9 protein-coding genes and 3 pseudogenes are annotated in these 13,772 nt (G+C 62.8%); 8 read left to right on the top strand and 4 right to left on the bottom strand.

The annotated features are described in order from the left end of the window. Window positions 1-822 (bottom strand): annotated as a pseudogene (locus tag Q0330_RS08270) (DUF2793 domain-containing protein); the annotation flags it as partial. 127 nt (window positions 823-949) lie between these two features. Here Q0330_RS08270 and Q0330_RS08265 point away from each other — a divergent pair. Then, on the top strand, window positions 950-1,291 hold the full coding sequence (locus tag Q0330_RS08265) for a hypothetical protein (RefSeq protein WP_299477160.1): 342 nt from the start codon (window positions 950-952) through the stop codon (window positions 1,289-1,291). A gap of 833 nt (window positions 1,292-2,124) precedes the next feature. On the opposite strand, the pseudogene Q0330_RS08260 reads toward Q0330_RS08265, so the two are convergent. Beyond that, window positions 2,125-2,235, bottom strand: a pseudogene (locus Q0330_RS08260) (IS110 family transposase); the annotation flags it as partial. A 304-nt stretch (window positions 2,236-2,539) separates the two neighbouring features. Continuing rightward, window positions 2,540-2,662 (bottom strand): annotated as a pseudogene (locus Q0330_RS08255) (IS256 family transposase); the annotation flags it as partial. 297 nt (window positions 2,663-2,959) lie between these two features. Here Q0330_RS08255 and hmgA point away from each other — a divergent pair. The 4 genes from hmgA to Q0330_RS08235 are packed head-to-tail and all read left to right on the top strand — an operon-like array spanning window position 2,960 to window position 8,173. Then, on the top strand, window positions 2,960-4,312 hold the full coding sequence (gene hmgA, locus Q0330_RS08250; protein WP_299477158.1) for a homogentisate 1,2-dioxygenase: 1,353 nt from the start codon (window positions 2,960-2,962) through the stop codon (window positions 4,310-4,312). Beyond that, window positions 4,309-4,938 (top strand): maleylacetoacetate isomerase, encoded by a 630-nt coding sequence (gene maiA / locus Q0330_RS08245; protein ID WP_299477156.1) that lies wholly within the window; start codon window positions 4,309-4,311, stop codon window positions 4,936-4,938. Before hmgA ends, maiA begins: the two co-directional genes overlap by 4 nt. 14 nt (window positions 4,939-4,952) lie before the next feature. Further along, entirely contained in the window at window positions 4,953-6,203 is a 1,251-nt protein-coding gene (gene fahA, locus Q0330_RS08240; protein ID WP_299477154.1) for a fumarylacetoacetase, read from the top strand. Then, window positions 6,203-8,173, top strand: coding sequence for an acetoacetate--CoA ligase (locus tag Q0330_RS08235; protein ID WP_299477152.1), 1,971 nt, complete (start codon window positions 6,203-6,205; stop codon window positions 8,171-8,173). The genes fahA and Q0330_RS08235 overlap by 1 nt, the downstream gene beginning before the upstream one ends. 58 nt (window positions 8,174-8,231) lie before the next feature. Here Q0330_RS08235 and Q0330_RS08230 read toward each other — a convergent pair whose 3' ends face one another. Then, on the bottom strand, window positions 8,232-9,014 hold the full coding sequence (locus Q0330_RS08230) for a helix-turn-helix domain-containing protein (RefSeq protein WP_299477150.1): 783 nt from the start codon (window positions 9,012-9,014) through the stop codon (window positions 8,232-8,234). 130 nt (window positions 9,015-9,144) lie between these two features. On the opposite strand from Q0330_RS08230, the gene Q0330_RS08225 reads away from it, so the two are divergent. Genes Q0330_RS08225 through Q0330_RS08215 form a run of 3 tightly spaced genes read left to right on the top strand, consistent with a single transcriptional unit; the run spans window position 9,145 to window position 13,760 of the window. Next, window positions 9,145-11,007, top strand: coding sequence for a TRAP transporter fused permease subunit (locus Q0330_RS08225; protein ID WP_299477148.1), 1,863 nt, complete (start codon window positions 9,145-9,147; stop codon window positions 11,005-11,007). Window positions 11,008-11,038: 31 nt separating this feature from the next. Beyond that, entirely contained in the window at window positions 11,039-12,061 is a 1,023-nt protein-coding gene (locus Q0330_RS08220) for a TAXI family TRAP transporter solute-binding subunit (protein WP_299477146.1), read from the top strand. A gap of 55 nt (window positions 12,062-12,116) precedes the next feature. Then, window positions 12,117-13,760, top strand: coding sequence for an alkaline phosphatase family protein (locus Q0330_RS08215; RefSeq protein WP_299477144.1), 1,644 nt, complete (start codon window positions 12,117-12,119; stop codon window positions 13,758-13,760). Window positions 13,761-13,772 lie beyond the last annotated feature (12 nt).

Here is a 13,772-nt window from a genome sequence, read left to right as displayed (position 1 = left end):
CGCCTGCAGCGTCACCAGCGAGAGCCGGTTCACATAGGTGAAGCCGCCGAGGCCATCCGCATTGCCGCGCCAGCAGACCCAGCCAGCCGAGCGTTCCTCGGCCGCCGCATCGGCGGTGGCGGCACTGGTCACGCGCCAGCGGCGCATCGAGGTCGAGAGGTTGGTGGTGGCGAGCGTCGGCGTGGCGACGGTGCCGACGGCGGTCCGCGGCATGCCGTTGGTGTTTACGGTCGTGCCGGTGGACGGCGCCCAGGTCGCGATGCGGTTCACCCCGAAATGCGGCTGGAGCGGGAAGAACCGCCCCGAGGGGCGCTGAACGTCGAGCCATCCGGCCACGGCGCGGTCGCGGGCATAGAGGGCGAGCTTGCCGGTCGGCGGCGGCGTGGGCACGGCATCGAGCGCCGGGAGCACGACAGGTTCGGGCATCTCGACCCGGCCGTTGCTGGGATCGATCCGGAGCGCCTCGTAAAAGGCCGAGCCGTCCGGGCTGACCTTGAAGCTGAAATCGTCGCTGCCGAGAAGGCCGATCAGGGCGCGGGCCGAAAAGCCGGTCTTGAAGGCGAATGCAGCGTCGTTCCCGGCTGCGGCCTTGTTGACCGTTGCCTCGATCCCGGCACCTGCGTTGTTCAGGAGCACCGCGGGCGTGTTGACCGAGAGCCGATTGTAGCTGTCGGCCGTCGCCCCGCCGAGGCCCAGAAGCTGCGCGGTCAGGTTCGTGCCGGTGGAGATTCCCGAAAGCAAGAAGACCGCCTTCTTGGTGGGATCGGCATCGTTGATCAGGCTGAAGACCGCATCCGAGATGTCGCTCGGCTCCCTGTCCACGCGAACGGCGTATTGCACAGCTGGCGAGGAACCAGAGGATCGCATCCTCCAGACTGCGGGTCATCTCGGGATGGAAGCTCTCCTTGTATTTCGGCGAAGTCGGCCGCAGACGATCCGGATCATCCCTATGGAGGATGCGGATCATATCGCGCTCCTCAGCATCTGCCTCGGCGCTGTCGCTCCCGAAGACCTCGCGGGCCCCGAAATAGCCAATTGGCCGCTCCAGCGCCGTGATGAAGTCTCGTGGGTAGAGATCGTCCAGATCTTCGTCGTTCCCGTAGGGATAGGGGTTGATGAAGACGTTTGCGAAGGGGGTCGCAGTGTAACCGACATAAGTGACAGCCGGCAGCGCAGCCAGGACTTGCCGTATCTCTGCGTTGATCCGCGTCATGTCGAACTCCCCGCGCGCCGAATTCACCGAGGCCTGATCGCATTCATCGTCAATCAGGAGCACCTTGAGCTCCCGTAGGACCACAGCGGGCGTGCGAGCAATTGTGCGCCGCAATTGCTTGAGCCGACTTCCCTCCTTTTTCATCACGATCAGCTGGGCATGACCTTCCGCTGGCATGACGAAGCCACCGTTCGCGGGCTGGACAAAATCGCCGGCCGGGTCACTCGTGGTATAGAGTTGCCAGAGAGTGCGGTGACGAAGCACATCCTTCTCGAAGCGATCTTGGGTCTGCTTGCGCAGTTTGTTCGTCACGCCGCCCAAGACGATGATCATGTTGTAACCGGCATCGACTGCCTTCGCCATCACGGCAGTCATGTTGGCCGTCTTGCCGGATTGCACATAGCCGACTACCAGCCCACGAGAGGCGAACTTGTCCTTGCTTGGGTTGCCCAGCAACGAGACTACCTCCGTGGAGGCACGGTCCAGCGAGCCGATCGTGTCGGGATTCCAGCCCTTTGTCTTCAGATACTCGTGCAGTGCGGTCCAGTGATGGCTGTTTGCCCCGGGTCCGCGATACCAGTCTTCCGGAGCATCAACGATCGAGTGGCGACGAAGAATCTCCACACCCGGCAGCAGGGCCGGTTAACAGCCTCTCCCGCATAACCCTCGAAAACAACGGAAAAATCCGGCCGTAGCCGGATCGGGAGAACGCTTTCGCGAGGGCAAATGGCGGAGGGGATGGACCTGAGATCCAACCTTCTCTGGGTAGTAAGTGGTTGATTTGCTTATGTTTGCGCGAAGTTCGCTGCGCCAGCCGGTACAGACGCGACTGCAATCCAACAGGAATGAGGGGCGCAAGCACATGCCTCCATCACCACGCTAGATCACTACTCCGCCTTGAACCGAGTAAACTGCGGCCGCGACAGCTTCCTCCGGATCTGGACGAACCCGTCCGCCGCTGCGCCGTGAACCTGGAACACGTTCTTTGCCAGATCGACGCCGATGATGGTAACCTCTCCCATGGATGCCCTCTCCTTCAGCTTGTGCTTCGACACCACGAGTATGGCACATCGCGATGCCGTCAGGGTGAGAGCGGCATCCACCCCATCTCCACCCCATCTCCATCTATACCCCGTATGTAGATCGGCCGATCTGCCCCACAGTCCAGCGTCCGCATCTTCCTCATTTCACGCCATTGGCTGAAAACGACAAAGAACTTGCCTGCCGACAATTCTGTTATTGGCGGCAAGGGAACGTCCTCTTCGGGCATTCGCAGCGCCTCGTCTCTAGCACAACGTTTCGAAACTAAGCCGACTTGGGCTAGGCCGTGTTGGCGCCGACCTCCAGCTCCATCAGTCGCTCGGCGGCAAAGCCGATCATCTTGCGCAGCAGATCAGCATCTGCGCTCTTCTCGACAAGCGTACGCAGGTCCATCATGGGTTTGGTCATCGGGTGTATTCCTTGCTTCAGGTTGGATGTCGCAACCCGACCCTACCGGGAAACCCAATGGCCACCGCCAGCTGCACCACGCCAAAGGACGTCACCCATTTGCGCTTGCGAGAAAGATCTCAAGCTCGCCTCCCACATTCAGCACGTTGCAGTAATTCCCACACCCCTGCCATCTACGCGTTTACCAGGATTTTACCTGGTGAAACGTGGATTCGACGGGTCAGCTGCCGGTGATCTACCGTCCGATTTGATGACGGTTAACAGAAAAGGCCGTCAGCGGAAAGCAGGAGACGCGACATGAACCAGGTCAATCCACCGCTCGCAATGGCTGAAGGCATGACGACGACGCCAGGCTACATGCCGGGCTTCGGGAACGACTTCGAAACCGAGGCGTTGCCGGGCGCTCTGCCGCAAGGGATGAACAGCCCGCAGAAGGTCAATTACGGGCTCTATGGCGAACAGCTGTCCGGCACGGCGTTTACTGCGCCCGCGCACCAGAACGAGCGCACCTGGTGCTACCGCATCCGGCCTTCGGTGAAGCATTCCAGCCGATATGCGAAGATCGACATTCCCTACTGGAAGTCGGCTCCGAATGTTATCGAAGACGTCACCTCGCTCGGCCAGTACCGCTGGGATCCGGTGCCGCACACCGACGAGGCGCTGACCTGGATCACCGGCATGCGCACCATGACCACCGCGGGAGACGTCAACACGCAGGTGGGGATGGCAAGCCATATCTATCTGGTCACTGAGAGCATGACCGACGACTACTTCTTCTCGGCTGACAGCGAACTGCTGGTGGTGCCGCAGGAAGGCCGGCTGCGCTTCGCAACCGAGCTGGGGATCATCGACCTTGAACCCAAGGAGATCGCGATCATCCCGCGCGGTCTGGTCTACCGGGTCGAGTTGCTGGAAGGCCCGGCGCGTGGCTTCGTCTGCGAGAACTACGGCCAAAAGTTCGAACTGCCCGGACGCGGCCCGATCGGTGCCAATTGCATGGCCAACCACCGGGACTTCAAGGCGCCTGTCGCGGCCTTCGAGGATCGCGACGCCGCCTCGACGGTGACGGTGAAGTGGTGTGGGCAGTTCCATCGCTGCGAGATCGATCATTCGCCGCTCGACGTGGTCGCCTGGCACGGCAACTACGCGCCGATGAAGTACGATCTTCGTACCTACTGCCCGGTAGGCGCGATCCTGTTCGACCACCCCGACCCGTCGATCTTCACAGTGCTGACCGCGCCCTCCGGGGTCGAGGGCACCGCGAATATCGACTTCGTGCTGTTCCGAGAGCGCTGGATGGTGATGGAGAACACGTTCCGCCCGCCGTGGTACCACAAGAACGTCATGTCCGAGCTGATGGGCAACATCTATGGCCAGTACGACGCCAAGCCGCAGGGCTTCGTGCCGGGCGGCACGAGCCTGCACAACATGATGCTGCCGCACGGTCCTGACCGCGAAGCCTTCGAAGGCGCGTCGAACGCGGACCTGAAGCCCGAGAAGCTCGACAACACGATGTCGTTCATGTTCGAAACCCGCTTTCCGCAGCACCTGACCGAATTCGCCGGAAAGGAGGCGCCGCTGCAGGAGGACTACATCGACGTGTGGGAGAGCCTGGAGAAGAAGTTCGACGGCACGCCGGGCACCAAATGAGGCTCTTCTCCTACTGGCGCTCCACGACTTCGTACCGCGTCCGGATCGCGCTGAACCTCAAGGGGATTGGCTACCAAACGGTGCCCGTCAACCTTGTCGCCGGCGAGCAAACCGCGCCGGACTACGCGGCGCTGAACCCCGGGCGCGGCGTGCCGACGCTGGTCCTGGACGACTGCACCGTGTTGACCCAGTCGATGGCGATCCTCGACTGGCTGGAAGAGACGCATCCCGACCCCGCGCTTCTGCCTGCCGATCCGGTCGCGCGGGCACGCGACCGGGCGGTTGCGCTCGGTATCGCGACCGACATCCACCCGGTCAACAACATGCGCGTCGTGGCGAAGCTCAAGTCCATGGGCCACGGTCAGGACGAGGCTGTGGCGTGGATGAACGACTGGATGGCGCGCGGATTCACCGCGATTTCCCAGATGATCGGTTCCGACACGCCGTTCTGCTTCGGCGACAAACCGGGGCTCGCCGATGTCTGCCTCGTCCCGCAACTCTACAACGCGCACCGCTGGGGCTGCGATCTCGTGCCATTCGCGCGCCTGACCGAAATCGAGGCCCGGTGCCTCGCCCTGCCAGCGTTCGACGCCGCCCGCCCCGAGAACCAACCTGACGCGACCTGACGGAGGAACCGCCGATGACAGACCTGATCCACTCATGGTTCGATAGCGCCAACGTGCCTGACACCAACTTTCCACTCAACAACCTGCCCTATGGAGTGTTCTCCACGAACGGCGGCGCACACCGCTGTTGCACTGCGATAGGCGACGCAATCCTCGATCTGCACGCTCTGGAGGAAAGCGGAAAACTGGAGTTCGGAGGCGCGCTGAAAGGCGGAAGCTGGAACGCCTTCATGACACGCGGTCCCGGGGATTGGGCGCGGCTGCGCGAGGCCCTGACGGCACTTCTGCGCGAAGGCGCGGCGAACACCGCGGACCTGCAGCCGTATCTCGTGCCGATGTCCGAAGCCCGCCTGCACATGCCCTTCGCGGTCACCGAATACACCGATTTCTACGCCAGCCGGCACCACGCTTTCAACGTCGGCTCGATGTTCCGCGACCCGGAGAACGCGCTGCCGCCGAATTGGCTGCACATCCCCATCGGTTACAACGGCCGCGCCTCTTCGGTCGTGGTCTCTGGCACGCCGGTCACCCGGCCCCACGGCCAGCTCAAGGGGCCGGACGACGCGGCGCCACGCTTTGGCCCCTCACAACGCTTCGACATCGAACTGGAGATGGGGGCCATCGTCGGCCAGCCCTCGTCGGGGCCAATCTCGGTGAGCCAGGCGTTCGACAACATTTTCGGCTACGTGCTGCTCAACGATTGGTCGGCACGTGACATCCAGGCCTGGGAATACCAGCCGCTGGGGCCGTTCCAGTCCAAGGCGACCGCCACCACGATTTCCCCTTGGATCGTCACCGCCGCTGCGCTGGAGCCTTTCCGCGCAGCCCCTTCCGAGCGCGAGAAGCCGCTTCTGCCCTACCTCGCGGAGCCGGGGCCGATGAACTACGACATCGCGCTCGAGGTCGCTCTGACGCCGGAAGGTGGCCACGAGACTGTGCTGTCACGCACCAACTTTCGCGAGATGTATTATTCCGCAGCGCAGCAGTTGGCGCATCACACCAGCTGCGGCTGCCCGATGCGAGTCGGCGACCTGCTTGGCTCCGGTACGATCTCGGGGCCGCAGAAGGACAGTCGCGGTTCGCTTCTGGAGCTGTCCTGGGGCGGCAAGGAGCCATTCGCGATCGACGGCGGCACCCGCGCGTTCATCGAGGACGGCGACACGCTGACGCTGCGCGGCCACGCCCAGGGAGACGGCTACCGCGTCGGTTTCGGCGATTGCATCGGAACCGTCCTGCCGGCCCGAAGTGTGGAAGGGAACGGGTAATGACCGCCGAGATAATGTGGACCCCGTCCGAACGGCGGGTCGCGACGTCCGAGATCGTGCGATTCGGCAGCTACCTTGGCAAGGGGGCCGGTCGCCCCGTCGCGAACGGCGACGATCTGGCGGCGCTCGCGCTTGCCGACCCCGAAGAGTTCTGGAGCGCGCTCTGGGACTTCTACGGCGTCTTGGGCGACAAGGGCGAGGCACCGTTCATGACCGTCGACGACATGATCGGCACCCGGTTCTTTCCCGGCGCCCGGCTGAACTTCGCCGAGAACCTGATGGGCCTCGGCGAAGACCGGGACCCAGGTGCCACGGCGCTGGTATTCCACTGCGAGAACAAGGTGCGGCTGCGCTGGACCTGGGGCGATTTGCAAACCCATGTCTCGCGCCTGCAGCAGGCACTGGCCCATGCTGGCGTCGGGCCCGGCGACCGCGTGGCCGGGTTGTTGCCGAACCGGCCCGAGGCCGTGGCAGCGATGCTGGCCGCAGTCTCGCTTGGCGCGACCTGGTGCTCCGCCTCGCCCGATTTCGGTGCCCGCGCAGTGCTCGACCGGTTCGCGCAGATCGAGCCCAAGGTGCTGTTCGCAACCGACGGCTACTGGTACGCGGGCAAGCGGTTCGAGATCGGGCAGAAGCTGGGTGCCATCGTCCAGCAACTGCCCTCGGTCAACCGGACAGTCGTGATCGACTACCTGGGCACGGCACAGGAAACGGCGGACGACCTGCACAACGGGGTCACCTTCGCCGCCTTCGAGTCCGCAGTCGCCGCCGGGCCGCTGGAATTCAACCGCCTACCGTTCGATCATCCGCTCTTCGTCCTATTTTCTTCAGGTACCACCGGCGCGCCGAAATGCATCGTGCACCGCGCCGGTGGAGTGCTGTTGCAACATCTAAAAGAGCATGCGCTGCACGCCGACGTTCAGCCGGGCAACCGGTTGTTCTTTTTTACCACGCTGGGCTGGATGATGTGGAACTGGCTGGTCTCGGGACTGGCACGCGGCGCGACATTGCTCCTGTTCGACGGCTCGCCGTTCCACCCCGGGCCGGAGGTGCTGTTCGACTATGCTAGCGACGAGAGGATGACCCATTTCGGCACTTCCGCGAAGTACATCGACAGCCTGCGCAAGGCGGAGTTTCGGCCTGATGCGCAACACAACCTTTCGGCCTTGCGAACGATGCTGTCCACCGGATCGCCGCTGCTGGGCGACGGTTTCGACTACGTCTACGACGCGATCAAGGCGGACCTGCACCTCGCCTCGATCTCCGGCGGGACCGACATCGTGTCTTGCTTCGTGACCGGCGATCCCACCGCCCCGGTCCATCGCGGCGAGATCCAGCGGCCCGGTTTCGGTCTCGCGATCGACGTCTGGCGCGACGACGGCACCCCCGCGGATGATGGCGAGAAGGGCGAACTGGTCTGCACGGCACCGTTCCCATCGATGCCGCTGGGCTTCTGGGGCGACGACGACGGCTCGCGCTATTGCAGCGCCTATTTCGAGCGCTTTCCGGGCGTCTGGTGTCAGGGCGACTTCGCCGAGCGACGGGCGACCGGCGGCTTCGTGATCCACGGCCGCTCCGACGCGACGCTGAACCCCGGCGGCGTGCGCATCGGTACGGCGGAGATCTACGCCGAAGTCGAGAAGTTCGCCGAGGTGCGCGAGGCGGTGGTGATCGGCCAGGACACCGGCGACGATGTGCGCGTCGTCCTGTTCGTGACGCTGATCCTAGGGAAGGAACTGACGGAGGCGCTGGTCAAGGAAATCAAGACCGCGATCCGCCAGGGGTCTTCGCCGCGGCACGTGCCGGCGCTGATCCTCGCCGTCGACGATATTCCGCGCACCAAGAGCGGCAAGATCAGCGAACTCGCAGTGAGGGACGTGGTACACGGAAGGAGCGTCAAGAGCACGGATTCGCTGGCCAACCCCGAGGCGCTGGATTGCTTTCGGGACTTGGTCGAGCTTCGCCTCTGACGAAATTGGACCGAAGACCGGGATTGCGGGCGGATGTCCCAGAGGCGCGGCGAATGGCTCAGGCCGGGTCGGCGTAGCGCTGCGCGATCGTCTTCGCTGTCGATCGAAGCCGCCCAAGGTGGTCCTTGGCGACCTCCTCTGTCTTTTTCTTGCTGGCATCCCAAACCAGGTTCACCGCGCCGATCGGTTTTCCCTTCACAAGAACAGGTGAACCGATGGCGGCAGGCAGCGCCCCGTAATCCACCGCACGACCCCAATGCCCTGCTGCGCGAACCGAATAGCCATTGCTTTCAATGGATCTCAGAATATTCGGAAGCCTTGGCAGGGCCGCGACGTCTTCGCGAGTCAGTCTTGTTGCTAATTCGTGTAGCGCTTCAGCCCGATCAGCGGTCGATAAGGCAGCAAAATAGGCCGAGCCCAGAGCAGAAAGAAAGGGCGAAGGGCGATAGCCGACGCTTTCGGAGTAGATTCCATGCTTCTTGAAGACTCGAGTTGTATCGACGATCTCAACCCGGCCCCCGCCAATGGCAGCGGCAAGATCGACCCCCAACCCTGTCTCGTCAGATAGTTTCACGATCGCTTCCTTGCTCACCGAAACGAGGCGATCGGCAAGATCCAGCATGCCTCCGGCATTTGGAAAGCCTGTGCCGAGTTGGTATTGCCCGTCACTGCTTCTGCGCGTCAGCCACCGCTGGTTCTCCAAAGTCGCACAGATGCGCAGAAGCGTCGGCTTCGACAACCCTGTCTGAGCAGAGATGAAAGACAGCGAACTGGGGCCCGAGCCGTGCACGACCTTCAGCACCAGCAGCCCACGTTCTATGGATCGGTTGAGTTTGGTCATGACGTGCGTTTCATCTAGTGTAACGCATTGTCGACAAGGATGAAGCGGATAGTCAAGTATCGTTCCCACGCACCTCGCGCCAACCTGAGATCTGGGCAGGCCGTGGCCAGGTGTGAAAGGGAGAAAGCTCGTGTCGGAAATCAACAGAAATGCGTATTTGGATTACGCCGTAACCGGGCTCTCGGCCATGGTCATCGGTGTCGTCTTCTATGTCTCGCTCTTTGGTGTGTTTTCCGATTCCTATCTTCGTGTGGGAATGCTGCTGGTCGGAGGGTTGCTGATCATCCTGACCGGCCTGGGAAAACCGGACAGTCTGTTGGACCGTGGGTTTCTCGTCGCGGTAGCCATCGCCCTGTCACTCGCTGTTTATCAATATTTCCGCGCGGCCGAGGCGATCGAGACCGGGCTTTATTTTCTGACGTCGACCGACATCTGGATGGGTCTTCTCGGTCTCGTGGCGGTAATCGAACTGACCAGGCGGTCGGTCGGTCTGGTCATGGCGCTGGTGGCAGGAGTCCTGCTCGCCTATGGCGCCTTTGGACATCTGGCTCCCGGTTTCCTCAGACATGCCGGGATCTCCACCGAGGAGTTGATGACCGTGCTGTGGTATTCCTTCGACGGCGTATTCGGCCGCCCGATGGCCACGGTTGTCTCGACCATTCTGATCTTCATCGTCTTCGGCGCGCTTCTTGAACTACTTGCGATCGACCTGGTGCTTGTCCGGCTTGCGCTGGCAGCGACCGGGCGGATGCGCTCGGGTCCAGCAGCCGCGGCGACGGTGGCGAGCGGGTTGTTCGGAACCATCTCGGGCAGCGCTGTAGCCAACGTCGTGGGCACCGGCGTCATCACAATCCCGCTGATCAAGAAGCGTGGATTCTCGCCGCGATTCGCTGCCGCCGTGGAATCGGCGGCGTCCAGCGGCGGCCAGATCACGCCGCCGATCATGGGCGCCGTGGCCTTCATTATGGCCGACGTCACCAGCGTGCCCTACCTGACCATCTGCGCGGCCGCTGCCGTGCCCGCGTTGCTCTATTACGGCGGTCTGTTCGTCGCGATTTCCAGCGCCGCGCGAAACATGGACCTAGTCGAAGAACCACGCCCCAATATCACGTTCAACTGGCGCGAACTGACGCAGATGGGAATCTTCGTGCTCGCTCTAGCCGGTATTGTGGTGACCATGGTGGGCGGCTCCTCGCCTGCCTATGCCGGCTTTGTCGGTGTTGCCCTGGCCGCTGTCCTAGGCTTCGCCATCCGCCCCGACCTGCTGACCGATTGGGCGGCCTGGCTGAAGTTCATTCGTTCTGCGGGCCTGATATCGGCCCAGCTAGTGGTGATCGTTGGCGCCGTCGGGATCGTCATCGGCGTGTTGAACCTGACCGGCGTGGGCTTGCGCTTCGCCACGTTGCTCTCCAGCCTTGCGGACGATCAGTTGATCCTGTCGCTGATCCTGATGGCCGTTGCCTGCCTGTTGCTTGGCATGGGGATGCCGACCGTGCCGGCCTATCTAATCATCGTGCTGGTGATGGGCCCGTCGCTGCAGAAGTTAGGCGTACCGATCGTTCATACCCACATGTTTGTGCTCTATTTCGGCGTCCTGTCGGCGATTACGCCCCCGGTGGCCCTGGCCGCCTTCGCAGCCGCGCCAATTGCTGGCTCTGGCCCGATGTCCACGGCGCTGGAAGCTTCGAGGCTGGCCCTACCGGGGTTCGTGATCCCGTTCGCGTTCATCTACCAGCCTGCGCTTCTTCTCGGGACAGGGTTCGGTTTGGCCGACTCGGCACAGTCCATTCTTTTCGTATTGCTCGCCACGATCCTGATCTCGCGTGCCTGCTATCCGCGTCGCGGCAAGGCTTACATGGTTCCGGTCGGGTTGGGGTTGGCAGCCGCGCTCATCTTCTTCGGACCGATCGTTTCCTGGATCGCTTCGCTCGCCGCCATGGGCCTGATGATATTCGACCGTCTGGATCTGAAGATCAGAAACCAGCCTTCATGAAAGCAAGGAGGAGAACCCAACTATGAACAGCATGAAAATCAACCGCCGCTCCGTACTGGCGGGCACCGCTGCCGTCGCAGCTGTCGGTATGCTGCCACGCGCTGCACTGGCCAAGGAGTTGTTGCGCATGTCGACACTCGGGCCGGGATCCAGCCCGAATCTCGTGATGACGACCTTCGCTAATATCATCAATCGTGACCTGCCCGACTACGAGATCCAGGTGAACGCCACCGGCGCGGCCACCCGTCACGTGCTCGAGGTGGCGATGGGCAAGACCGCGTTCTGCATGTCTTCGCCGGTCCTTCAGTCGCTGCTGGCCAATCAGCGGGCGATGTTCGAAAAGATCGATCAGGCGCCGGAACTCGCCAAGAAGCTGCGTGCCGTGCTCAACTTCCCGATGGGTGTCTACCATATCGCGGTCTATGAAGCATCAGGCATAACAACGCTGGACCAGGCCAAGGGCAAGCGGGTCTTCCTCGGCCCTCCTGGGAGCGCGGCCTACGCCACGATGGAGCAGCTGTTCATGGCGGTGGCCGGTCTGGAAGCCGACACCGATTTTGAAGCGGTGAAACTCGGCTGGGACGCCGCCGCCGCGTCGTTCCAAGACGGCAACCTGGACATCTACTGCAACCCGACCAACGCGCCCAGCCCGGTGCTCACCCAGATCGCCGTGACCAACCCGATCCGCTTCCTGGGCATCCCCCAGGATCAGTTGGAGTCGGAAGCGGTCCAGGCGCTGACGAACCGGCCCGGCTTCGGGTTCAGCACGCTGCCGGTAGGGATCTACGGAGACAATCAGGCGAACGACAGCGACACGACCTCGCTGCGCGTCACCGTCGGCATCGTCACCAACGAGGATGCCGACGAAGAGATGATCTACCAGATGACCAAGACGTTCTACGACGGCGTGGCCGAAATGCGCGAGGGCGCACCCTGGCTAAATGCGATCTCGCCCGAGTCAGCGGTGGCGGACCTCAACATGCCGCTGCACCCGGGTGCACTGCGTGCTCTCGAGGAAATGGGCGTCGAAATCCCCGATGTTGGCCGCATATAACTGAAGCCGGCCGGGGTTTCGGAGCCCCGGCCGCCAATCTGGATGGTGCCTGAGTATGCCCAAGAACGTTCTTTTCATCATGTGCGACCAAATGCGTTGGGATTATCTGTCCTGCACAGGGCACCCGCATCTTCACACGCCGAACATCGACCGGCTCGCCGACCGCGGAGTCCTTTTCGACCGCGCCTACGTCCAGTCGCCGATTTGTGGCCCCTCGCGGATGTCCTTCTACACCGGGCGGTATGTGAGCTCGCACGGCTCCACCTGGAACAACATCCCGCTGAAGATCGGCGAGATGACCCTGGGCGATCACCTGCGCCCCCTCGGTGTTCGCACCGCCCTGTGCGGCAAGACCCACATGACCGCGGACGTCGAAGGTATGCGCCGCCTCGGACTCTCCCCTGACAGCGAGATCGGCGTTCGGGTCGCCGAATGCGGGTTCGAGCCTTACGAGCGCGACGATGGGCTGCACCCGGACGGACCGCGATATCCTCGCAACGCGACCTATGACAGCTATATGAAAGAGCGCGGCTGGCCGGACGAGAACCCCTGGCAAACCGTTGCCAACAGCGCCGAGGATCAGGACGGGAACATCCTGAGCGGCTGGTTTATGGAGAACGCCGACAAGGCCGCCCGCGCCGCCGACGAGGAAAGCGAGACGCCCTATATCACCGGCCGGGCGATGGATTTCATCCGCGAGGCCGGCGACACTTCCTGGTGCCTCCACCTCAGCTACATCAAACCGCACTGGCCCTACATCGTGCCCGCGCCCTACCATGACATGTACGGGCCGGATACCCACCTTGACCCGGTGCGCAGCGAGGCCGAGCGCACCGATCCTCATCCTGTCTATGGCGCCTTCATGGAAGAGCGGGTGTCGCGAGCCTTCACCGACGACTGTGCCCGCACCAGGGTGCTGACCGCGTACATGGGCCTCATCAAGCAGGTTGACGACCAGATTGGCCGGCTGACGACCTTCATCGAGGAACAGGGCCTCACGGACGAGACGATGATCGTCTTCACCTCCGATCACGGCGACTATCTCGGCGATCACTGGATGGGCGAAAAGGAGCTCTTCCACGACGCCTCAGCGCGGATCCCGCTGATCGTGGTCGATCCCCGGAGAAGGGCCGACGCGACCCGCGGGCTGAACTCCGCTGCACTTGTGGAAGCGATCGACGTGGTGCCGACGATCCTGGAGTTCTTCGGCGGAGACCCTGTTCCGCACATTATCGAAGGCAGATCGCTTCTGCCGATCCTGCACGGCGAGGTCGAGGCGGTACGCGATTTCGTGGTGTCCGAATACGACTATTCGATGCGCGACGTGCGCCGCCGACTGGGCGTTGAAATAAAGGACGCCAAGCTCACGATGTTGTTTGACGGGCGCTGGAAGTACATCTTTGCCGAAGGGTTCCGGCCGATGCTCTTCGACCTCGAAAGCGATCCGCAAGAGCTCACCGACTTGGGCGCGGACCCCGCCTATGCGGAGGAGATCGCCCGCCTGAAAGGGCTGTTCTTCGGCTGGACGCGCCGGATTTCGCAGCGCACGACGATATCGGATGCCCAGATCGCGGCGCGCGATGCGCGTCTTGGCGAAGCAAAGGCAGGCATTCTGATCGGATACCGCAACGAGGCCGAACTGAACGAAGTTCTGTGCGAGGCCGGGGTCCGCGCCGGGCAAATCCGAAAGACGTCCTGATCCGATGGCCCA

This window comes from uncultured Paracoccus sp. (genome assembly GCF_937873615.1).
Classification (GTDB): Bacteria; Pseudomonadota; Alphaproteobacteria; order Rhodobacterales; family Rhodobacteraceae; genus Paracoccus.
This window is presented reverse-complemented; position numbering and strand designations above follow the sequence as displayed.